We start from the raw sequence: 22,440 nt of genomic DNA on the forward strand, positions 1-22,440 counted from the left end.
CCCCCACGATGGAGTTCCCGTAACATTGAGGGTCGTCATCAGCTCCGGTTGACAGTTGTCATATTTGCCGCACGCCGCTAGGGCGGCGGCCGGTCGATGAGCAGGGGGAGAGGGTCTATCGCGTTCCAGTCGCACCCGCCCTGGCCGCTAGCGTAGACGCCGAAGTGCAGGTGGGGCGGGGTACCGGCGGCGTTGCCGCTGTTGCCGACGTAACCGGGGACGGTGTCGTCGTCGACCCACTGACCCTCCCTTATGTCGGCGAAGCTGTCGAGATGGGCGTAGTAGTGGCGGTGACCGCCGGCTGCGACCACGATCACGACGTTCCCGCCCCGGCGCTGATCCCCGATCCGGTAGACGAAGCCCGGAGCGGCTGCCAGGACGGGCGTGCCCACGGGCGCGAAGATATCCTGGCCCTCGTGGGCACTGCCGCCGTCGCGGGGACCTCCCCAGGTGTCGGCTACAGATCTCACGCCCACTCAGGGTAGGGGCATCAGCAGGACGGCGTCGGGCTCGGGCGGCACGGCGGCGACGTAGGCGGGGAAGACCTCACGGTAGCGGGCCCGCCGCGCCAGGTCGGGAGCTTCGGCCGGGTTCGTCGCTGTCACGGGTTCCTGGCGCCGTTCCCTCGCGGGGCAGGTGAAGGGAATCTGGGTCACGCCGTCGGGCAGCACCTGGCCCAGGGCAAGGTTGGGCGCTGCCATACAGAGGCAGAGAAGAGCGCCCCGAAGCGATGGCATGCCCAGATAGTAGGGCATCGGGGGGTCGTTCCGTGGTAGCGACCGGTGGTGCCGGATGCGGGGAGCCGCCACTCCTGCCGACGCTCAGCGCTAGAATCTGCCATCTGACGGGAGCACCGCAGTCAGCAGAAGGGATCGTGGGAAGCGATGATCGACTTCGTCGGCACCATTTCAGTGTTCGTCAAGGACCAGGACCGCGCCAAGGCCTTCTACACGGAGAAGCTGGGCTTCGAGCTGAAGGTGGAGGCTCCGCTAGGCCCGGGTTCGAGCGCGAGGTGGATAGCCGTCGCGCCGCCTGCCGGGCAAACGGAACTGATCCTCTACCTGATGGACGAGAACTGGCAGCATTACGCTCAGACGATGGGCAAGACACAGTCGATCACGCTCGCCGTGACCGACATGAAGTCGACGCACGAGGAGCTGCTCGAGCGGGGAGTGAAGTTCCTGCACGACCCCGACCCCCAGCCGTGGGGAACCTACGCGACGATAGAAGACTCCGAAGGCAACAGGTTGATGCTGGTCGAGCAGCGCGGCGGCTGACTACGCCTCCTCGCGAACGACCTCGTGAACGTCCCCGAGACCAGGCTTTCTGTCATTCGGGAGTGCCGATCAGGTGCGAGAGCGCGGGCGTTCAGCCGCTTCGCCCGATGAGCCAGACGAGTTCTTCGGGCGTTTCGATGACGTAGAGGAGGATCGTTCCGCCCTCCATATCTGCGAAGATGTGCCGGGTATGAGTCTCATCGCCTACCGTTCGCTCGCTTCGGCTCTGCTGGAAGTAGCCGGCCAGGGCGAAACTGTTGGTCAGCTGGTGGACTTGAGCCGGGAACAGTCGTGCGGCCACTCCGCGAGCCGTGTAAGCCTCCCAATCGCCGTAAGCGCCGGCGCCCTCGACCTTGGCGAGGAGCGACGGTGGGATCTGACCCATGACCCGGTAGCTGCCAGAGGGCAACCGGATGGCGGGATCGAGTTGTGCCGATGCCGCAGCGACGGTGACGACCTCGGCAAGGAGCTGGGCGCAGGCGGTGCCGCCGACGACGGTCAGGATCAGGGCCGCTGCGAGCGTACGCTGGATGCGCGGGATGGACACTTTCCGGCTTCTCGGCATGGGCAGAGAGTAGAGCAGGACCGGGCTGCGTGGCATGAGGAAGTTCATCCCGGTCGTCCCGACCGGCCTGCACCATCCAGGTGCGCTGGCCGGGGAGGCGGGCTTCCCGAAGGAGGGAGGGGCAAGGCTTGAGAGTCATACCGACACTCGTCCACGGAGTAGTCGACTACGTCGTGGCTGCTCTGCTGTTAGCGGCGCCGTGGCTGCTTGGGTTCTCCCGAGGGGGTGCCGAGACCTGGGTGACCGTCGCTTTCGGCGTCGGCGTACTTCTCTACAGTTCGGTCACCGACTACGAGGTCGGCGTCTGGCGGCGCCTGGCCATGCCGGGCCACCTGGGCCTGGACCTGTTCACAGGAGTGCTGCTCGGACTCTCACCCTGGCTCTTCGCTTTCGCCGACACCATCCGGTGGCCACACCTGGTCATCGGACTCTTCTCGATCGTCGCTTCGCTCACCACCCGCGCCGTTCCTGAAAGCTAGTCGCCGCGTCGTGTTATCAAGTCCGGGGCCACGGGGAGGGCGGGCTGGAGGGAAATGATCGACTACATCTGGCGAACCGTGCTACTGGTCCGCACGACGGACACTTCGCGGGCCTCTACGGGAACGAGATAGTGCTCGTCGAACCGGAAGAGGTCTCTTCATGAACGATCTTCGAGTAAACACCGTCTTCATCCCGGTGAGCGACATGGAGCGATCCCGAGCCTGGTACGAGCGGGTGCTCGGACTGGAGGCGGTAGCCGACTGGGGTGAATACCTCGACATGCGCTTCCTGGCCGGCTCCTCTGAGCAAGCCACTATCACGCTGCACCGGGTCGACGAGGTCCCGCCCCCCGGGACGGACGACTTCAACCTCACTTCCCCGCAGCCGGAGCGAGTGCGGCGAGAGCTGGCGGAGATGGGGGAGCGGGTGACGGAGCCGAAGGCGCTCGGGGAGTTCGTCTACTTCGAACTGCTCGACCCGGACGGTAACGAGATCTCCATAATCGGACGGGCCGCCGGCCGCTGAAACAGCGACGTTGGTGACGTAATATCGCCGCATGCCTAAACGCTTGCGGGTCGCACTCATAGGGGCGGGCCGGATCGGAGCCGGGCACGCCCGTCGGCTGGCATCGATCCCGGACTGTCAGCTCGTCACCGTCGTCGACAACGATATGGAGCGGGCGAGGCAGGTCGCGCAGCCTCTCGGCGCCGGCTTCTCCACCGACTACCGGGAGGTTCTCGCCGACCGCGATGTGGACGCGGTTGCGATCGCGACCCAGGTGGGCAGCCACGTAGAACTGGCGGTGGCGGCTGCCCAAACCGGCAAGCCGTTCTTCGTCGAGAAGCCTCTCGCTCACGATCTCGAGGCAGGGTGGCGGGTGGTCGAAGCGGTGGAACGAACAGGAACTCCAGCCATGGTGGGATTCCATCGGCGTTTCGACCCTCCTTACGTGGAGGCGCGCAAGCGGCTCCGCTCCGGGGAGCTCGGACGCCTCGAGGGGTACCGAGCGGTCGCCCGGGATCCATATCCACCCGCCCTCGAATACCTCATCACCAGTGGCGACCTCCTGGTCGACATGGGCATCCACGACCTCGACTGCGCTCGCTTCCTGGTCGGCGAGGTCGCAGAGGTGAGCGCCATCGGTTCGGCCCTCGCAGTGCCGGAACTGGCACCGCACGGCCTGTTCGACACGGCCGTGGCTACTCTGCGTTTCGAGAACGGGGCAGTAGGCACGCTCGAGGTCGCACTACGCACCGCCTACGGTTACGAGATACGCACCGAAGTGCTCGGTGAGCGCGGCAGGCTCCACCTGGAGATCGACCGCCAGCCCGACCTCCTGGTCTACGACGAGCGGGGCGGCGGCTTCGACCGGCCCCGGAGCTTCGAGGAGCGCTTCGGACCCGCCTATCAGCGCGAACTGGAGGCGTTCGTCTCCAACGTACTCGAGGACGTTCCCCTCGATCCGGCGCCACGCGAGGCGTGGTTGAGCCTGCGGCTCGCACTGGCAGCCCAGCACTCGCTCAAGGGCGGCGAGACGGTGAGGGTCGAGGAGTTCGCTCCCCTGCCCTCGGGCGGCGCCACCTCGCCGGGCAGCACATCCGGCGCGAATCTGAATTGACACCCGCCGGGGACCGTCTTATCCTGCTCCTGTAGCCATAAACGAATACCATCAACGCGTCGGAAAGTAGGGGCCTCGAGTCCCCTGGAGGTAACGATGAAGCGTATTACCCTCGTAGCGGCCATCCTTCTCCTGCTGAGCGGCGCAGCCATGGCGCAGACCCTGAACGTGCTGTGCAGCCCCGACCTGGCCTGGTGCGAAGCGCTGGGACCGGCCTACGAAGAGGCGACCGGCAACGAACTGGAGTTCGTCCGGCTGAGCTCGAGCGAGGCGCTTGCCCGCATCCGTGCCGAAGCCGCCAACCCGGTGTTCGACGTTTGGTTCGGGGGTACCGGCGATCCGCACCTGGTGGCGTTCAACGAGGGCCTCACCGAGTTCTACAAGCCGTCCAGTTGGGACCAGCTCATCCCCAGCCTCACCCGGGCGGTAGGTGAGACCTACATCCCGCTCTACACGGGCGCCATCGGTTTCACCGTGAACGAGGGCGTGCTGGAGGAGGAAGGCCTCGAAGTCCCGCGCTGCTGGGAGGACCTCACCGACCCCGGCTTCAAGAACCTGCTCGCCATGCCCGACCCCAACTCCTCGGGCACCGCCTACACGATCATCGCGACGCTCGTGCAGATCATGGGCGAGGAGCAGGCGTTCGAGTATCTGGCCGCGCTCCACCAGAACATCCAGCAGTACACCCGGTCGGGGAGCGCCCCTGGCCAACTGGCCGGTCGCGGTGATGTCGCGGTCGCGATCCAGTTCATGCACGACGGGGTCAAGTTCGCCCAGGAAGGGTTCCCGGTAACCACCGTCGCTCCATGCGAGGGCACCGGCTACGAGATCGGCGGGCTCAGCCTCATCGCCAATGCGCCTCACCGCGACGCCGCCATCGAGTTCATCGAATGGGCCCTCACGCCCGAGGCGCAGACGATCGCAGCGCAGCAGGGCAACTCGTTCCAGATCCAGTCGAATCAGGCGACCCCGGTACACCCGGCTTCGCCGCAGCTGAGCGAGATCAACCTGATCGACTACGACTTCGAGAAGTACGGCAGCCCCGAGGTGCGCGACAGCCTCGTGCAACGCTGGACGAACGAGATCTTCCCACTGCCCCGCTGAGCACGAACACCTGAGCAGTCGGCGTCCCTTCCCGGAACTACCGGGCGGGGGCGCCTCACGATTTTCGAGGGCTTGCGCTTTCGAGGGAGTCCGCCGCAAACCGACAGGAGCAGCAGTTGGCCGTCAGCACGATCTCCAAGTCACGTTCCCTCACCCGCAGAAGTTCGGCCTGGATCTTCGCGCTAGTCGGCCTCGCAGCCTTCCTTGCGCTACCGTTCGGGCGGCCCGACCGCCCCTTCTTCGATATCGAACCGGCCCTGCGGCCCTGGAACATCGACTCGCCCTGGCTCTGGCTGGTCCCGCTGATGGCCATCGTCGCTCTGGTCGCCTCGTTCGTTCCCGCCGAACCCCCACGCCGCGGCAACGCGCTCGCCGCCGCCGGACTCGTGGGCTTCGTCGCGGGCGTGGGCTGGCTGATCGCCACCGGCGTCCCCTTCGGTTTGGGGGCGCTAATCTCGCTGCCTGCCCTGGTGGTAGTGAGCGGCTACGGACTCAGCCTCTCCGGGCGCATACAGGGCGACCCGTTCATCGCCTCGTGCATCCTCTTCGTGGGTCTGCTGATCGTCCTTCTGATCATCTACCCACTCTTCATGGTGCTGCAGGCGGCCGTCTATATCGATGGCCGCTTCACCTTCGACAAGATCATCGCTACCGTCAACAGCCCGCGCTTCCTGTTCATCAGCAACCCGTACACGGCTCGCAACGAACCGGCTCTGATCGGTTACTTCAGCGCGGGGGGCGCGGCCGCCGGCTTCCTCTGGCCGATACTGCGCAACGCCCGGCTGGCCCGTATCGTTCTGGGTGGCCTGCTGGGAGCCGTTGGCGGCCTTGCGCTGGGTCTCGCGCTCTTCGCTCGCGGAGCGATCGTCACCAGCATGACGCTCGCCGTCGTCGTCGCCACCGTGGCTACGATCCTTGGATTCGGTTTCGCCCTGCTGGGACAACGAACCCGGTCGGGGCTTGTCCGGCGCACCCTGGGAGCGGTCAGCCTCCTCCCGATCATCACTCCACCGTTCATCCTGGCGTTCGCCATGATCTTCCTGCTGGGTCGGCGAGGACTCCTCACCCACGACATCCTCGGGATGTCAAGCAGCTGGATCTTCGGCATGTCGGGAGTTGCGCTGGCGCAGATACTCGCCTTCACGCCGATCGCCTACCTGGTCATCCAGGGCTCGGTCGCCGGCCTCAACGCCGCCCTCGAGGAGGCCTCCACTACCCTCGGCGCGAGCCGTTGGCACACCTTCCGCACGATCACCTGGCCGCTGGTGCGGCCGGCGCTGGCCAACGCCTTCCTGCTCAGCGTCATCGAATCGTTCGCCGACTTCGGCAACCCGCTGATCCTGGGCGGTGACCGCAACTATCTGGCAACCGAGGTGTTCGCCTCCTTCTCGGCCCGCTTCGATCCCGGTGAGGCCGCCGTCTACGGCGTATTCCTGCTGATCATCGTGCTGCTGGTGTTCTACGCGCAGTCCCGGTGGCTCGGGCAGAGCTCGTTCGTAACCGTGACCGGCAAGCCTTCGCGGGGAGGCTTCAGCCCGCTGCCGCGGTTCCTCGAGGGTCTGCTGCTGGCGGGCTTCCTCATCTGGGCCCTCGCGGTCATCGGCCTCTACGCCTCGATCGTCTACGGGTCGTTCGTCAAACTGTGGGGCGTGGACTCGACCATCACGCTGGAGCATTGGCGCGACCTGGGCAATGCCGGTATCCCGGTCTTCCTCTACACCGCGCGGATCGCCGCCATCAGCGCCGTTCCGGCAGCCCTCATCGGCTTCCTCATCGCCTATCTGGTGGTCAGACAGAACTTCTGGGGGCGGAGGTTCCTCGAGTTCGGTTCGATGCTATCGTTCGCCACGCCGGGAACGGTGATGGGCGTCGCCTACATCCTCGCCTTCAACACCGGCCCGTGGCTCCTCACTTCGACGGCCACCATCATCGTGCTGGCGTTCATCTTCCGGAACATGCCGGTCGCCATCCGAGGCGGCGTTGCCGGCCTCGCGCAAGTGGACCCTAGTCTCGAGGAGGCTTCGACGACACTGGGGGCCAGCTCGAGCCGCACCCTGCGAACGATCCTGGTGCCGCTCCTGATCATCCCCCTCATCGGTGGACTCATCTTCGCCTTCGTGCGGGCGATGACCGCCATCAGCCAGGTGATCTTCGTGGTCAGTCCCGGCAACATGCTAACGACCGTGCTGCTGCTCGGCTGGGTCGAGCAGGGTCAGACGGGCCGGGCTGCGGCGATGGGTACTCTCTTGATAGTCTCCATGCTCACGGTGATCCTGCTGCTGATGCTCCTCACCCGCAAACGGGGATTCGCTCCGGGCGAGGTGGTGCCATGACCCCTTCGGACAGAGAGGTGTTCGCATGACGCTCGCCAAGGAAACCGGCGCCGCGCCGGTCGCCCTCGAGGGCGTGACCAAGAAGTTCGGCGCCGACGTGGTCGCGGTCGACGCGCTCGATCTCGCGATCGAGCCCGGTTCCCTCGTCACCCTGTTGGGACCGTCGGGCTGCGGCAAGACGACCACCCTGCGGATGATCGCCGGTCTGGAGCGGGCCACCGGTGGCCGCATCCTCATCGACGGCAGCGACGTCACCCGCCTGCCCGCCAACCTGCGCGACGTGACCATGGTGTTCCAGAGTTACGCGCTGTTCCCCCACATGAACGTCTTCGACAACGTCGCCTATGGGCTACGGGTCGCAGGGGTCTCGGGGTCGGAGCTCGCTCGGCGCGTCGACGAGGCGTTGGAGATGGTGGGCATGCAGGGCCTGGAGAGGCGCTCCTCGGCAGCCCTTTCCGGAGGCCAGCAGCAGCGGGTCGCTCTCGCCCGGGCGCTGGTGATGGAGCCCCGGGTCCTGCTCTTCGACGAGCCGCTCTCGAATCTGGATGCGAAGCTCAGGCGCCGGGTCCGTCAGGACATCCGTGACCTTCAGCAGCGCCTGGGCATAACCAGCGTCTACGTCACTCACGACCAGGAGGAGGCGCTGGCGATAAGCGACGTGATCGTCGTGATGCGGGACGGCAAGGTCCAGCAGACCGGTTCTCCGCATGAGCTCTACACCAGGCCCGCGAACCGGTTCGTCGCCGACTTCATCGGCTCTGCGACCTTCCTGCCCGGCAGCTTCGACGGGGAGTGCGTCACGCTCGCTCAGCACACCTTCCGCCACGCTCAGGAGACGGGGCCCGGGGATGTCACCGTGATGGTCCGACCAGAAGCGGTCCGCGTGTCCGTCGACGGGCCCGGCCTGCCGGCAACGGTCAAGAGCGTCAGCTACCTCGGTCTCGCCACCGACGTGCTGTTCGAAACGCCCGTCGGCGAACTTGCCGCTACGATCAGTGGCGAGGGTAGGCCCGACCTCCGTCGCGGCGATCAGGTCTCGCTCGAATTCCACCCGGCGGGGATCTACCTGCTGCCGGCGGTTCAGGCGTAGCACGGCTTCGAGCGACTCCGGATGGAACCGATACGCCTCCTGGTCGTAGACATAGACGGCTGCCTCGTGGCGGTCGAACACGCTGCCTACGACCTCGGGAATCTCGCCCGAGTGGCGGAGTTGAACCGCTCGAGCCTGACCGACCCAGCCGTGCCGCCACTGACCATCCTCTCGGGGAGGCCCCATCCGTACGTCGACGCGCTGATGCAGGTCCTCGACATCCGGGTGCCCGCCATCTTCGAGAACGGCGCGGGGTTGGCGGTTCGCTCGCCCTACACCGCTCGTTACCGCGCCGAGGTCGAGAGGGGGCGCGTGTCGCTGGCCGTACTGGCGCGCGAGCTGGGGGGTCGGCCGGAACTCACCATCCAACCGGGGAAGAGCGCCTCTCTGACGGTGTTCCCAGTCGATCCCGATGAAGGCATCGAGGGGATCGAGCGGCTGCTCGAGGAGATCGTCGAGCGAGAGGCGCTCGAACTGGTCCTCGACCCGGCGCAGGAGTGCGTCAATGTGCTGGTGCGGGGCGTGGACAAGGGTCTGGGCCTGCGTTGGCTCGCCGACGAGCTGGCGCTTCCGTTGTCTCAGATCGCGGGCATCGGCGACAGCCTGGGCGACCTGGCCTGGCTCGAGCTGTGCGGGTTCTCGTGCGCCCCGGCGAATGCCGTGGAGGCGGTGCAGCTGCGAGTCGACTCGGTTTCGGAGTTCGAGGACGTTCGCGCGGTCGAAGAGCTGTACAGGGCCGTGATCGAGCGGAACCGGAGAGCCACCTCGAGCCTCGCCGAGTAGCCGCGGTCCAGGCGGCTCCCGGCGCTCGTCTTTCGCGACGCTTCCCTAGCCGAACCACTCCTTCAGCACCGGCGCCAACGCCTCGATGTCGACGTCGTGGGTCTGCTCCGGTATCGACAGGAGCCGGCCATCAGGTAGCGCCCCGGCGAGCGCTTTCGCCGGTTCTCTGAGTGTTGGCGGGCTTTTCTCACCGTCTATCACGAGAGTCGGAACGGTGATCCGGGAGGCGTCGGCCATCTCGAACCGTTCGGTGATCCTCAGGTCGTAGACGAGCGTGTGCGCCAGGCCCGCGAGACCGGGCCAGAAGGGCGCGTCGCGCATCCCGGCGACCATCTGCGGCGGCATGCCCACCGCTTCGGTCATGAACAGCGAAGCGGCATCCTCGCGCTTGCCTGCGGATACCAGCCCCGCTACCCGGGTCGCCAGGTCGCCAGCGGGACCTATCCGGATCGGCGGCTCGTACACCGCGAGCTTGGACACCGCCAAGCCGTTCGCCGCGGCAGTGAGGGCGAGGATCGCCCCCGACGAGTGGCCGTAGAGGTGGGCGGTGCCGCCGGCCGCCCAGAAGATTTCCTCGAGGTCCTCCAACTCCCGCTCAATGGCGTACGGCGCTGCGTCCCCGCTATCTCCTCTGCCCCGCCGATCGTAGGTGAACACGGAGAAGTCGCTGCCAAGGAGCCGGGCAAGCGGCATCCCGGAAACCGGAGAGCTGCGGGTGTTGAAGGCGCCGCCCACCAGCACCACCGGCGGACCGTCGCCGCACTGTTCGACTGCGATCACGGTTCCGTCTTTCGATCGTACTCGCCTCATCTGACCTCCGATGCTGGTCGTCACTGGGGTCGGGAGACCGGTGCGGCGCGTGTCGGCCTGAATAGAGGTAGATCCAGTTACCCGGCGTGCGATGAGTGTAGATGCACTCATGTGTAGTGTCAACAGTTGTCGCCGCTGCCCCCGCCGCAGCCTTTCTGGCGACCTGGTCAGGTGTCATATTGGAGGAAAGTCCGGAGGTGCGGTAGATGAAGACTTCGAGGCTGACCGTCGGCCAGGCGATCGTCAGGTTCCTGGCTGCGCAGTTCAGCGAGCGTGACGGGGAGGAGCAGCGGCTCATCCCCGGTTTCTGGGCGATCCTCGGACACGGGAACGTCACCGGCCTGGGTCAGGCGCTGCAGGAGTTGGGCTCGCAGTACGACCTGCCGACCTACCGGCCGCAGAACGAGCAGGCCATGGTGCACGCAGCCGCGGCTTTCGCCAAGCACCGAGACAGGCTGGCGACCTTCGCCTGCACCGCCTCGATAGGCCCCGGCTCGAGCAACATGCTCACCGCCGTCGCGGGCGCGACCATCAACCGGCTCCCGGTGCTGCTCTTCCCCTCCGACTACTTCGCCAACCGGATCCCCGATCCGGTCCTCCAGCAGCTCGAGCATCCTACCGAGCACGACGTGAGCGTCAACGATGCCTTCCGACCCGTATCGCGCTTCTTCACCCGCATCGGTCGAGCCGAGCAGCTGCTCTCGGCCCTCCCCGAAGCGATGCGCGTGCTCACCGACCCGGCCGAGACCGGTGCGGTCACCATCGCCCTGCCCGAGGACGTGCAGACCGAAGCGTACGACTGGCCCGCGGCCTTCTTCGAGCGCCGGGTCTGGCGCGTCAGGCGGCCTCGCTCCGAACGGGAACCGCTCGAACAGGCGGCCCGGCTGCTCGCCGAGTCGCAACGGCCACTTATGGTCGCCGGCGGCGGCGCGATCTATTCAGGAGCGAGCGAGTCGCTCGCACGGTTCTCTTCCGAATTCGGGGTTCCGGTTTGCGAGACACAGGCGGGCAAGGGGGTGATCCCCTGGAACCATCCGATGAACGCGGGACCGGTGGGGGCCAACGGGGGGACGGCGGCGAACAGGTTGGCGCGCGACGCCGACCTCGTCATAGCCCTCGGCACCAGGCTGGGCGACTTCGCGACCGGATCGAAGACAGCCTTCCAGAACCCCGCAGTCCGCTTCGTCTCGGTCAACGTGGCTTCGTTCGACGCCCACAAGCTCCGCTCCCTCCCGCTCGTCGCCGATGCGCGCAGCGCGCTGGAGGACCTGAGCGACCTCCTGAGCGCGAGCGGCTACCGGGGCACCGGCGCCGCCTACCGCGCAGAGCTAGGCGAACTGAAGCGCCAGTGGCAGAGCAGCGTCGACGACCTGCGACGGGTCCGCGAGCCGGCGAAACTCGCGCAGTCGGAGGTCATGGGCCTCGTGAACGATGCCGTGGGCGGCCGTGCGACGGTGGTCTGCGCAGCCGGGAGCATGCCGGGCGACCTCCTCAAGCTGTGGCGACCAGAGGACCCGAAGGCGTACCACCTCGAGTACGGCTACTCCTGCATGGGCTACGAGATCCCAGCCGGCCTGGGCGTCAAACTGGCCGAACCGGAGCGGGAGGTCGTCGTCTTCATCGGCGACGGCTCATATCTGATGATGAACAGCGAGATCGTGACCGCTGTGGCCGAGAGGCTGGACCTCACCGTCGTGCTCGTGGACAACCACGGCTTCCAGTCGATACATGGGCTTCAGCGGGCCTCGGGCACCCCTTCGTTCATCAACGAGCTGCGCTTCCGTGAGCCCGACGGTGAACTCGATGGGCCCTACGTGCCGATCGACTTCGTGCGCCACGCCGAGGCGATGGGCGCCAGAGCCGTACGGGCAGATACCGCCGACGAGCTGAAGCGGGCACTAGCCGCCGAACGGGGCGGGGTGAGGGTGATAGTCGTTCCCGTGGATCCCGAGCGGCGCGTGCCGTCTTTCGAGGGCTGGTGGGACGTTCCGATCGCTCAGGCCACGGAGCAGCAGAGCGTCGAGCGAGCGAGAACCGAGTACGAAGAAGGCCGAAAGAAGCAGCGGGTCTACCGATGAGCCCTCACCGACAGGAGATCAGATGAGCAGCCGTTTCGAAGGCAAGGACCGGTTGGGTTTCGCCGTAATCGGCGCCGGAAGGATCGGCAACCTGCACGCCCGCCACATCGCCGGTGCGGTCGACGGAGCCGCGCTGGTCGCGGTGATGGACGCCGACCAGACTGCAGCCGAGAGGGCCGCGTTCGCAGGCGCATACGCCACCACCGAACTCGAGCGCGTCCTGGCTGACGAGTCGGTCGACGCCGTGCTCATCGCCTCGCCCACCTCGCTCCACGCGCAGCAGCTCATGGCAGCGGCGGCCGCGGGCAAGGCGATCTTCTGCGAGAAGCCGATAGCCCTCGACCTGGGGGAGACGATAGAGGCGATGGACGCGGTCGAGACGGCAGGCCTGCCCTTCCAGATCGGCTTCAACCGGCGTTTCGATCCCGGCTACGCGGAGTTGGCGAGAGCGGTTCGAGCGGGCGAGCTGGGTCGTCCGGAGATGTTCCGCAGCCAGTCTTCCGACCCGGCGCCGCCACCACGGGAGTACGCTGCCACGTCGGGGGGCATCTACCGTGACACGGTCATCCACGACATCGACACGGCACGCTTCGTCGTAGGTGAGATCGAGACCGTCTCGGCGTTGGGCAGGGTGATGGCCGACCCGTACCTGGCCCAGGTGGGAGACATCGACGTGAGCATCCTCAGCCTCGAATTCGCCGGCGATCCGGGACCGATCGGCGTGTTGATGAACCACCGCCGCACCATCTACGGTTACGACCTGAGGGTCGAGGTGCACTGCGAGAAGGGCAAACTGGTCACCGAGGCCGAACGCGCGACGGACGTCTGGCGCTACGATCAGAAGGGGATCCACGGCGACTACATCTTCTACTTCATCGAACGCTTCCGCGACGCCTATCGGCTGGAGGTGCAGGCGTTCGTCGATGCGGTGCGGGAGGGGCGCCCACCGAGCCCGGGAACCAGGGACGCGGTGGAGTCGCTCCGGGTCGCCGTCGCCGCCACCGAGAGCCTCCATACCGGGAAGCCCGTGAGGGTGGCGGAGATTCATAAGAGGCAGGTGCGGTGAACGTGGAACACAAGATCGAGCTGGGCAACGGCGTCCACATCACGCCGGAACGAGCCGGCTGGAAGAGCCTCGAGTTCGGGGTGCAGAGGTATGCCGCCGGCAAGGGCGTCGCACATGAAACCGGCGGGAGCGAGTTGTGCATCGTCTTCCTCTCGGGGGACGCTACCGTAGCGGCCGCTGGCAAGGAGTGGCGCATCGAGGGCCGGAGGGACGTTTTCGCGGGCCTGCCTCATGCCGTGTACGTGCCGCCCGGCGAGCAGTTCGAGCTGAAGGCCGAGACCGACATCGAGGTCGCCCTGGCGTCGGCGCCTGCCGAAGGGAAACTGGCACCGCGCCTCATCACCCCCGATGACGTGAAGGTCGAGATCCGAGGGGGCCACAACGCCACCCGGCAGATAAGCCACGTAATCGATCCCGGCGATGCGGAGCACCTGCTGTGCGTCGAGGTCTACACCCCCTCCGGCAACTGGAGCTCCTACCCGCCCCACAAGCACGACGTGCAGGCGCTGCCCGACGAGGTCGACCTCGAGGAGGTCTACCACTACCGGATCCAGCCGCCCGACGGCTGGGCGCTGCAGCGGCTCTACAACGACGACCGTTCGCTCGACGAGGTGATCATCGCCCAGAATGGTGACACCGTGCTGGTGCGCGAGGGCTATCACCCGGTGGCTGCGGCTCCGGGCTACGACTGCTACTACCTGAACTTCCTCGCCGGCGAGACGCCGCTGTGGGTAGCGCGTGACGAGCCGCAACTCGCCTGGGTGCGTGGCAACTGGGAGGGTTCGGCCGAGAGGTTGCGTCTTCCGCTGGAAGGTTCGGGCAGATGAGCCGACGTGACGCCGTCCTCACCGACGTCGGAGCCGGCGGCAGGGTGGACGAGTGAGCGACCGGTTACAGGTGGGCAACGCTCCCTGCTCTTGGGGCACTATCGAAGGCTTCGAGAAGACGATCCCGTACTCGCAGATGCTCGACGAGCTCACGCAGACCGGCTTCCGCGGCACCGAGCTCGGAGACTACGGCTTCATGCCCACCGATCCCGCGAGGCTGCGCGAGGAGCTCGCCTCCCGCGGGTTGACGATGTTGGGGGCCTATCACGGGGTCTACCTGCGCGACCCGAAGGCGCATCCGGAAGGCGCAGAGAAGGGTGTTGCCATCGCCAGGTTGCTGGCGGCGGTTGCCGACGTTGGCGACCGGAACTGGCGCCCCTTCCTGGTGCTGGCCGACGAACACAGCCGCGACCCGGTTCGCCTCGCGAAAGCCGGCCGGATCACCGAGGAACTCGGCTTGACTGCCGACGACCGGTCGGTATTCGCGCAGGGGGCCCGGGCTTTCGCGGAGAGGGTCGCGGGGGAAACCGGCATCGAAACTGTCTTCCACCCTCACTGCGCCGGCTACGTCGAGACTCCGGACGAGATAGAGCGCTTCTGCGAGCTCAGCGGTCTGGGTATCGTCTTCGATACCGGACACTACCTCTACGGCACCGGTTCCTCTGACGGCAACCTCGTTCTCGACGGGCTCGAGCGCTTCGAGGAGAACCTTCGCTACGTCCATTTCAAGGACCTCGACCCCGGCGTCGCCGATCGGGCGCGAAGGCAGGGGCTCGACTATCGGGCCGCCGTGGGCGAAGGGGTATTCTGCGAGCTCGGAGAGGGCAGCGTGGACTTCGGGGCGGTGCTCGCCTGGTTGCGGGGCCGCGGTTACCAGGGTTGGATAACGGTGGAGCAGGACGTTCTGCCGGGAATGGGCAGCCCCAAGGAGAGCGCCAGGCGGAACCGCGAGTTCCTGCGCTCGTTGGGTCTCTAGACGACAGCACGCCCAGTAGGGCGTGGTGGAGGAGGAAGAGATGGACGCGACTCTAGACAGCACCGAACTGCTCGGCGCGGAACTGCTGAATTACGTAGGCGGCAACTGGAAAAGGTCCTCGGCTGGCGAGTATGGCGAGGTGCGCAATCCGGCCACGGGCGAAACGATCGCCAAGGTACCGATGAGCGCTGCCGAGGAGGTGGACGAGGCGGTCCGGGTGGGGGCCCAAGCCTTCCCCGCATGGCGCGACACCCCGGTGGTGGACCGGATCCAGCACCTATTCCGCCTCAAGGCCCTGCTCGATTCGCACCAGGATGAACTGGCACGGCTCATTACCAACGAGTGCGGCAAGACCTACAAGGAGAGCTTCGGCGAGATGCAACGCGGCATCGAGAACGTCGAGGTCGCCTGCGGCGCGCCGATCCTGATGCAGGGGTACAACAACGAAGACATAGCCTCCGGCATCGACGAACACATGTTCCGCCAGCCGCTGGGCGTGGTGGCGGCCATCACACCGTTTAACTTCCCCGGCATGATCCCCCTCTGGTTCCTCCCCTACGCCGTGGCGACCGGCAACTGCTTCATCCTCAAGCCGAGCGAGAAGGTACCGATGACGACCCAGCTCCTCTACCGGCTCATCGAGGAGGCGGGCTTCCCGGCCGGTGTGGTGCAGCTGGTTAACGGCGGCAAGGAGACCGTGGATGCGCTCCTCGACCACGACGGCGTTCGCGCGATCTCGTTCGTCGGCTCGACGCCGGTCGCGAAGTACATCTACTCGCGGGCGACCGCGAACGGCAAACGGGCCCAGTGCCAGGGCGGCGCCAAGAACCCAGCCGTGATCCTCCCCGACGCCGACATGGACATGTCGGCCAGGATCCTGGCCGACAGCGCATTCGGCTGTGCGGGCCAGCGTTGCCTGGCGACGTCGGTTGCCGTCACCGTGGGCGCGGCGCGCGAGGAGATCGGCGAGCGCATAGCGCAGATCGCCAGCGAGCGGCGGGTGGGTTACGGCCTCGACGAGGGCGTGGAGATGGGTCCGGTGATCAGCGCCGAGAGCAGGGAGCGGATCGCCGGTCTCGTCGACAAGGGAGTCGCGGAGGGAGCGAAACTGCGGGTCGACGGCAGGGGACGCAAGGTCGAGGGGTTCGAGAACGGCTACTTCATGTACCCGACGATCCTCGAGGATGTCGACCCGGCGGGTGAGATCGCCGGCACCGAGATCTTCGGCCCGGTTCTGTCGATGATGCATGCCACCGACGTCGATGAGGCCATCGACATCGTCAACCGCCGCAGATTCGGCAACCAGGCCTGCCTCTTCACCAGCTCCGGCGCAGCCGCCAGGGCTTTCCGCCACCGGGTACGGGCCGGCAACGTGGGCATAAACCTGGGTGTCGCGGCGCCGATGGCGTTCTTCCCGTTCAGCGGCTGGGGCGAGAGCTTCTTCGGCGACCTGCACGCTCAGAGCCGGCACGGGGTCGAGTTCTACACCGAGACGAAGGTGGTCGTAGAGCGGTGGCCAAAGGAGTGGAGCCGTCAGTTCTGATGGCGAGGGCCTGATGGGGGATCGGCGAAGCGGCCGCAGGTTCGACCTGATCACTATCGGCCGCTCTTCGATCGACCTATACGCCAATGAGATCGGCCGGCCCTTCGAGCAGATCGAGAGCTTCTCTGCCTACGTGGGCGGCAGCCCTACCAACATCGCGGTCGCGGCGAGGCGGCTGGGACTCGATGTTGCTCTGCTCACCGGGGTAGGGGACGACAAGGTGGGATCGTTCATCCTCCGTTTCCTCCAGGAAGAGGGGATCGAGACCGGCTACGTCGCCCGGAAGCCGGGCGCCAGGAGCAGCGCCGTCCTGCTGGGGATCGAACCGCCCGACCGGTTCCCGCTGGTGTTCTACCGGGACAACGCGGCGGACATGCAGATCACCATAGACGACGTCCTGCGCACGCCGATCCACGACTCGGGGGCGATCGAGGTCTCCGGTACCGGCCTCAGCCGGGAGCCGAGTCGCAGCGCCACCTTCCTCGCGGCCGAGCGGGCACGCCAGGCGGGTACCACCGTCTACATGGACCTCGACTTCCGTGCCGACCAGTGGCACGACCCGAGGGCGTTCGGGGTCAACGTCAGGGCGCTGCTGGGCCTGGTCGACGTGGCGATCGGGACCGAGGAGGAGATCAACGCCGCCATGCTCACCGACCCGGAGCAGCTGCGGATAGTCGATCAGCAGGTTTCGGCGCCCGAGATCGGCGGAGACATCGATGCGAACATCGAGGCCATCCTCGGCTTGCCGGCCGGTCCGCAGGTGCTGGTCGTCAAGCGCGGCCGCGCCGGAGCCACCGTGCACGTGAGGGGCGAGGAGCCCGTCGTCGCACCGGGCTTCCCCGTCGAGGTGCACAACATCCTGGGGGCCGGGGATGCCTTCGCCGGCGGTCTCATCTACGGCCGCAGCAGAGGCTGGGACTGGTACCGCAGCGCTCGCATGGGCAACGCCTGCGGAGCCATCGTCGTCACCCGCCACGGCTGCGCCAACTTCATGGCTTTCGAGGAGGAGGCGTTGAACTTCGTCGAGGAGCGCGGAGGCTTCTAGCCGCTAGCTCGCTACTCGACCGGCTACCTCTCGAGCATCTCCGGGAAGCGGTTTCGGCCCCTCACGCCTCTCAGTAGAACGGTTGCGACCCCTCGGGCCTCTCCGTGAAGCTGTTGCGACCCCTCGAGCCTCTCGATCAACTGGTTGCGACCCCTCACGCCTCTCAGATCGGTTGCTGGCGAGTCATACGGTTGTGCCTACCGGTGCCCATTAACCTCTTTGGAGTGCCGGACCCACGTGAGGATGAGCGTCACATACCGTTCGAGCCCCACCCCAGCTACCGTCAACTCCTCGAAGAGATCCGAGGGTACGCCGTTTTCATGCTGACCCGTGACAACCGCATCGCGTCGTGGAGCCGCGGCGTCGAGGAGACGCTCGGCTACGGCCGCGACGAGTTCATCGGCCAGTCGGGAAATATCCTCTTCATACCCGAGGACGTGGCCGACGGGGAGCCGGGCAAGGAGATCGAGACGGCCGTGCGCGAGGGCACTGCGGGTGACAACCGCTGGCACCTGAAGAAGGACGGCCGCAGGTTCTGGGCCAACGGGGTGCTCTCGGCAATCCACGACCAAGCGGGCGAGGTACTCGGCTTCGTGAAGGTGATGCGGGACAACACCGAGCAGAAGGAGGCCGAGGATGCCCTGCAGCGGGCCCAGTTCGAGCTGGAGAGGCGGGTCGAGGAGCGCACCGCCGAGCTGAGGGAGACTCTCGAGGAACTGAAGCGCAGCGAACGGTTGTTCGCCGCCATCTTCCGGGCAGGCCCGTTCGCGGCTGCCGTCATCCATGGCGCAGACGGGCGCTTCGTGGAGGTGAACGAGGCATTCTGCCGATTGAGCGGTTATCGCGAGGACGAGGTCACCGAGCTGACGATCGACGACCTGACCGACCACTACTCGTCTCAGCCGAGCCGCACCAACAGTGGTCCCGATGGACGGGACGGCTTCCGTGACCGCGAGTTGCAGTTCCGCACCAGGGACGACGAGCTCAGGACGGTGCTGGCGTCGGAGGTGAGGGTCCCGCTCAACGGGGAAGGCGGGCGACTGCTCATGTTCTTCGACATCACCGAGCGCAAGCGGGGCGAGGAGGAGCTGATGCAGGCGATCCAGGACGTGATGCAGGATGCCAGCTGGTTCTCGCGCTCCGTCGTCGAGAGGTTGGCCGAGATCCGTTCCGGTACCGTCGACCGCACTCGGGTGGGCGAACTCACCCGGCGCGAGCGGCAGGTGCTGGAGCAGCTGGCGCGCGGGCGAAGCAACGCGGATATCGCCCACGAACTCGGCATCGCCACGCAGACGGTCAGGAACTACATCACCTCGGTCTACGAGAAGATTGGGGTCAGGTCGCGCGTCGAAGCGGTCGTCTGGGCCCGGGAGCGGGGCCTGGGCCTGTAGTCGTGGGCAGTACCCTTCAACCGGTACTTCCGGTACTCCCGCCCCTACTTCCCGCCAGGCCCCGCGCGTTGTAATTCGGCACGGCCCTACGGGGCTGACGCCGGGGGGCGTTGGTGAGACGAGGCCGATTCGGTCTCGTCTCACGTCTTCAGCGGCCCGAGCCTCCGGTCCTCGAACTGCGTCCTTCGCGGCGGCGTCCGCTGCGCGGCTTTCCACTGCGTCCACCGCCGTCCGTGGCGTGGCGCGGAACGGACGTAGCCCGCTCGACCGTCAGTCCGGCGTTCTCGACGCCTACCAGGCGCTCCTCGTCGGCCGGCCTCACGTCGGCGAGCGCCCCTGCCTTGCCGACCTCGACTATCCGGCCGACATCCTTGGCGCCGGACTCCATCAGGAATCGCACCACCTGTGGGGTACGGACGACGCGGCCCCGCACGGCCAGGGTCACCCACCCCTCCTCTCCGGTGAGCAGGCTCCTGGGGGCGGGCTTGCCCCCCAGCGTAATGGCCAGGAGACCCGCGATGGCCTGTTCGTTTCCCTGAGCCAGCCAGCGCTGGGCTACCCCCTGCCAGGTCTCGCGGTCGGCAGCGGGTTGCTCCTCGATGCGGGCCAGCAGCGACTCGAGTTTGGCGTCCTGCACCTCCTCGGGTCGCGGTGGGGGGACGTGCTCGAAGCGGCGTCCCACGGCCCGCTCGAGTCGCGTCAGGGCGCTGCGCTCGCGCGGCCCGTGGAAGATCACGACCTTGCCTGAGCGCCCGGCTCTGCCCGTGCGGCCCGAGCGATGCTGGTAGCTGCCCGGGTCGTTGGGCAACCGGTAGTGGACGACCAGGTCGACCTCGGGGATGTCCAGACCGCGGGCGGCCACGTCGGTTCCCACCAGGACCTTCACCTGCCCGGACCTGAGGCGCTCCACCGCCCGCTCTCGCTGGGCCTGGTTCAGGTCGCCATGGATCGACTCGGCCGGGATGCCCGACTGGGTAAGCGCCTGAGCGAGCTTGTCGGTCTCGGCCTTGGTGTTGGCGAAGACGATCGAGCGGGCGCCGCCATGAGCGTGGAGCACGTCGGCCAGTACCGACTGGCGACTCCCGAGTGACGACTCGATGGCGAGCTCGTGATACCCGACAGCCTCCTCACGCACGACGTTCACCTTGAGCGGATCACGCAGGTGCCGCTCGGAGAGGCGCCGAGCCCAGTCGGGCAGCGTGGCGGAGAAGAGCAGCGTCTGCCGCTCCGGCGGAGTGGCCCCCAGCAACTTCTCGACATCCTCCTCGAAGCCCATCGAGAGCATCTCGTCGGCTTCGTCGAGGACGGCTATCTCCACCGCGGAGAGGTCGAGGATGCCGCGGCCCAGGTAGTCGAGCGCCCTGCCCGGGGTGGCCACTACCACGTCCGTGCCGCGATTCAGCTCGGCCGCTTGGCTTCCGTAGCCGGTGCCGCCGTAGACGGTGGTTATGTCGAGGTGGCGGGCCAACCAGGCGAGCTCGCCCGCCACCTGGAGCGCAAGCTCTCGCGTCGGCGTGAGTACCAGGGCCCGCGGAGGACGCCCACGGCTGCGGTCTGCCGCCAACCTGCGAGCTATGGGGATGGCGAAGGCCAGCGTCTTGCCGGTACCGGTGCGGGCCTGGCCGAGCACGTCGCCGCCGGCCAGCGCGTGCGGCAGGGTCGCCGACTGCACCGGTGTCGGGCTGGTGATCTTCCGCTCCCGGAGTGCGTTCTCTACGCTTTCGGGGAGATCGTACTGTTCGAACATCGGTTCCAATCTGAGCAACGAGGTCGGCCGCTGTCGGGGCGCCCGACTACGAATCTACCGTGCCATCCACTCGAGCTGAACCTTCTGACTCACCGTTCCCCGCCGACAGGCGCCCCGCGAACCCGGGCATAGAATCGAGCGGTGGCCGCTACCCCCTCAGACGGCAAAGAGATGCAGGACTTCTACCGAGAGGTCGCGGTGGACGACGTGGGCCTCGCCCTGCGCCGGCTCTTCACCACGAACTTAGGCCTCCGCTGCCCTGCCTGCGGCCGGGCCAAGGTCACCAAGGGACCGTTCGGAGTGAAAGACGAGTGCCCCTATTGCGGTTCTCGCTTCAGGAGGCTCGAGGGCAACGAGCTCATCGCCATCCCCCTCAGCTTCTTCTTCGCCAGCGTCGTAACTTTCCTGGTGGGTCTCTTCCTGGTACTCGCCTACGGTTTCTTCGAAGGGATCACCTTCGCTCTGTTGGGAGTGGGACTGCTGACCGTCGCTCTGGGCTGGCGGCCCATGCGCGTCATGTCGCTCTGGCTGCTCTGGATGATCGGCTTCGTCTACCCCGATGACGTCGGTAAGGGGAAGACGGTACGGCGCCGGCAGCAGGAGCGGCTGACGGTCGCGGCCTGAGCCGTGGGAGAGGCCCTCGCAGAGCGGGCGAGCGCCCGCGGTAACATCCGTCATGCTACTCACCTTCGGAACAAGCGGCGGGAGTCGCGCCGTGTCACAGCGTCTGCTACCCGTCAGGGCGAAAGCGAACGGGGATGGCTGAGCCGTTCGGACTGGCGGGAACCGAGGCCGCGAGCGAGCGCTTTTGGGAGCTGGACCGCTGGCCTCTGTCGAGGACCCTGGCCGAACTGGTCGACGGCAACCGGCGCGCGGTCGAGGCGGTCGAGAGGGCGTTGCCGCAACTCGAGGCCGCGGCCGAAGCGATCGTCGAGCGACTCGCCGGAGGCGGCCGTTTGCTCTACGCGGGTGCCGGCACCTCGGGCAGGCTCGCCTTGCAGGATGCCGCCGAGCTACCGCCCACGTTCGGTTTCGACCGCACCGTGGTGCTGTTGGCCGGCGGGGTCGACGCCGGGGCGCGAGCCCGGGAAGGGGCCGAGGACGATATCGGATCCGCGGACCGAGCGGTCGAAGAGGCGGGAGTCGGTGAACCGGACGTCCTGATCGGGATCGCGGCCAGCGGCCGGACGCCCTACACGGTCGCTGCCGTGCGCGCCGCCGCCGAACGTGGCGCCGCCACCGTCGGGGTCGCCAACAACCCTGCCACCCCTCTGCTGGCCGCTGCCCGCTACCCGGTCTGCCTCGACACCGGCCCCGAGGTGCTGGCCGGGTCGACCCGCCTCTCTGCCGGCACCGCCCAGAAGATCGCCCTGAACGCCCTCTCCACCGCGGCTCTGGTACGTCTCGGTGGCGCCTACCGGAACCTGATGGTGGGCATGTCTCCGTCGAACGCCAAGCTGCGTGAGCGGGCCGTTGCGATCGTGGTGAGGGCGACAGGCGCCGACCCCGGCCGTGCCAGGGCAGCGCTGGAGGCGGCCGGCGGGGAGATCCGAGTCGCGATAGTTATCCTGAGAGCAGGCGTGGGCGCCCCGGAAGCCAGGGAGTTCCTCGAGCAGCACGGGCAGCGGGTGCGCCACACGCTCGAAGCGCTGGGGGTCGACGCCGGGTGAGCGCAAGAGCGTCGAACCTCGGCTGGAGTGGAGCTGA

Annotated in this window: 22 protein-coding genes; 17 read left to right on the forward strand and 5 right to left on the reverse strand. The window is 67.1% G+C overall.

All coding sequences use genetic code 11. The features are described from left to right. Positions 1-77: 77 nt before the first annotated feature. Both VF168_14830 and VF168_14835 read right to left on the reverse strand, forming a co-directional pair. A complete protein-coding gene (locus tag VF168_14830; GenBank protein HEX7005457.1) occupies positions 78-470 on the reverse strand; it encodes a M23 family metallopeptidase in 393 nt (130 codons plus the stop codon). A gap of 6 nt (positions 471-476) precedes the next feature. After that, positions 477-737 carry a hypothetical protein gene (locus VF168_14835; protein HEX7005458.1) on the reverse strand — a complete coding sequence of 87 codons (261 nt, stop codon included), beginning with the start codon at positions 735-737 and terminating at the stop codon, positions 477-479. 147 nt (positions 738-884) lie between these two features. Here VF168_14835 and VF168_14840 point away from each other — a divergent pair, with 147 nt between their 5' ends. Beyond that, the gene (locus VF168_14840) at positions 885-1,277 is read left to right on the forward strand and encodes a VOC family protein (GenBank protein ID HEX7005459.1); all 393 of its coding nucleotides are present in this window, start codon (positions 885-887) and stop codon (positions 1,275-1,277) included. Between the two features lie 91 nt (positions 1,278-1,368). Here VF168_14840 and VF168_14845 read toward each other — a convergent pair whose 3' ends face one another. Then, complete coding sequence (locus VF168_14845) at positions 1,369-1,890, reverse strand: hypothetical protein (GenBank protein HEX7005460.1); 522 nt, start codon at positions 1,888-1,890, stop codon at positions 1,369-1,371. An 80-nt stretch (positions 1,891-1,970) separates the two neighbouring features. On the opposite strand from VF168_14845, the gene VF168_14850 reads away from it, so the two are divergent. From VF168_14850 to VF168_14880, 7 genes are all read left to right on the forward strand, one after another. Continuing rightward, a complete protein-coding gene (locus tag VF168_14850; protein HEX7005461.1) occupies positions 1,971-2,321 on the forward strand; it encodes a hypothetical protein in 351 nt (116 codons plus the stop codon). 160 nt (positions 2,322-2,481) lie between these two features. Continuing rightward, positions 2,482-2,847 (forward strand): VOC family protein, encoded by a 366-nt coding sequence (locus VF168_14855; protein ID HEX7005462.1) that lies wholly within the window; start codon positions 2,482-2,484, stop codon positions 2,845-2,847. Positions 2,848-2,878: 31 nt separating this feature from the next. Next, positions 2,879-3,940, forward strand: a complete 1,062-nt coding sequence (locus VF168_14860) for a Gfo/Idh/MocA family oxidoreductase (protein ID HEX7005463.1) — start codon at positions 2,879-2,881, stop codon at positions 3,938-3,940. Positions 3,941-4,036: 96 nt separating this feature from the next. Further along, positions 4,037-5,044, forward strand: a complete 1,008-nt coding sequence (locus VF168_14865) for an ABC transporter substrate-binding protein (GenBank protein ID HEX7005464.1) — start codon at positions 4,037-4,039, stop codon at positions 5,042-5,044. Positions 5,045-5,160: 116 nt separating this feature from the next. Further along, positions 5,161-7,377, forward strand: a complete 2,217-nt coding sequence (locus VF168_14870) for an iron ABC transporter permease (GenBank protein HEX7005465.1) — start codon at positions 5,161-5,163, stop codon at positions 7,375-7,377. Positions 7,378-7,402: 25 nt separating this feature from the next. Beyond that, entirely contained in the window at positions 7,403-8,467 is a 1,065-nt protein-coding gene (locus VF168_14875; protein HEX7005466.1) for an ABC transporter ATP-binding protein, read from the forward strand. A gap of 21 nt (positions 8,468-8,488) precedes the next feature. Then, positions 8,489-9,250, forward strand: coding sequence for an HAD hydrolase family protein (locus tag VF168_14880; GenBank protein ID HEX7005467.1), 762 nt, complete (start codon positions 8,489-8,491; stop codon positions 9,248-9,250). A 45-nt stretch (positions 9,251-9,295) separates the two neighbouring features. Here the strand turns inward: VF168_14880 and VF168_14885 are convergent, their stop codons facing one another. Further along, positions 9,296-10,060: an alpha/beta hydrolase gene (locus VF168_14885; protein ID HEX7005468.1), complete on the reverse strand. Its 765-nt coding sequence runs from the start codon at positions 10,058-10,060 to the stop codon at positions 9,296-9,298. Between the two features lie 206 nt (positions 10,061-10,266). Here VF168_14885 and iolD point away from each other — a divergent pair, with 206 nt between their 5' ends. The 7 genes from iolD to VF168_14920 all read left to right on the forward strand — a co-directional run bounded on the left by iolD (position 10,267) and on the right by VF168_14920 (position 18,986). Beyond that, entirely contained in the window at positions 10,267-12,138 is a 1,872-nt protein-coding gene (gene iolD / locus VF168_14890) for a 3D-(3,5/4)-trihydroxycyclohexane-1,2-dione acylhydrolase (decyclizing) (protein ID HEX7005469.1), read from the forward strand. A 22-nt stretch (positions 12,139-12,160) separates the two neighbouring features. Then, on the forward strand, positions 12,161-13,204 hold the full coding sequence (gene iolG / locus VF168_14895) for an inositol 2-dehydrogenase (protein HEX7005470.1): 1,044 nt from the start codon (positions 12,161-12,163) through the stop codon (positions 13,202-13,204). Further along, positions 13,201-14,031, forward strand: coding sequence for a 5-deoxy-glucuronate isomerase (iolB, locus tag VF168_14900; protein ID HEX7005471.1), 831 nt, complete (start codon positions 13,201-13,203; stop codon positions 14,029-14,031). Before iolG ends, iolB begins: the two co-directional genes overlap by 4 nt. A gap of 52 nt (positions 14,032-14,083) precedes the next feature. Next, on the forward strand, positions 14,084-15,007 hold the full coding sequence (locus VF168_14905; protein ID HEX7005472.1) for a sugar phosphate isomerase/epimerase: 924 nt from the start codon (positions 14,084-14,086) through the stop codon (positions 15,005-15,007). Positions 15,008-15,047: 40 nt separating this feature from the next. Then, positions 15,048-16,550, forward strand: a complete 1,503-nt coding sequence (locus VF168_14910; GenBank protein ID HEX7005473.1) for a CoA-acylating methylmalonate-semialdehyde dehydrogenase — start codon at positions 15,048-15,050, stop codon at positions 16,548-16,550. Positions 16,551-16,563: 13 nt separating this feature from the next. Further along, positions 16,564-17,595, forward strand: coding sequence for a 5-dehydro-2-deoxygluconokinase (gene iolC / locus VF168_14915; GenBank protein ID HEX7005474.1), 1,032 nt, complete (start codon positions 16,564-16,566; stop codon positions 17,593-17,595). A gap of 224 nt (positions 17,596-17,819) precedes the next feature. Continuing rightward, a complete protein-coding gene (locus VF168_14920) occupies positions 17,820-18,986 on the forward strand; it encodes a PAS domain S-box protein (protein ID HEX7005475.1) in 1,167 nt (388 codons plus the stop codon). A 148-nt stretch (positions 18,987-19,134) separates the two neighbouring features. Here the strand turns inward: VF168_14920 and VF168_14925 are convergent, their stop codons facing one another. Beyond that, on the reverse strand, positions 19,135-20,733 hold the full coding sequence (locus VF168_14925) for a DEAD/DEAH box helicase (GenBank protein ID HEX7005476.1): 1,599 nt from the start codon (positions 20,731-20,733) through the stop codon (positions 19,135-19,137). A gap of 141 nt (positions 20,734-20,874) precedes the next feature. Here VF168_14925 and VF168_14930 point away from each other — a divergent pair, with 141 nt between their 5' ends. Both VF168_14930 and VF168_14935 read left to right on the forward strand, forming a co-directional pair. Further along, positions 20,875-21,357 (forward strand): hypothetical protein, encoded by a 483-nt coding sequence (locus tag VF168_14930; protein ID HEX7005477.1) that lies wholly within the window; start codon positions 20,875-20,877, stop codon positions 21,355-21,357. Between the two features lie 134 nt (positions 21,358-21,491). Continuing rightward, complete coding sequence (locus VF168_14935) at positions 21,492-22,403, forward strand: N-acetylmuramic acid 6-phosphate etherase (GenBank protein HEX7005478.1); 912 nt, start codon at positions 21,492-21,494, stop codon at positions 22,401-22,403. Positions 22,404-22,440 lie beyond the last annotated feature (37 nt).

The organism is Trueperaceae bacterium (genome assembly GCA_036381595.1).
GTDB lineage: Bacteria > Deinococcota > Deinococci > Deinococcales > Trueperaceae > DASVCN01.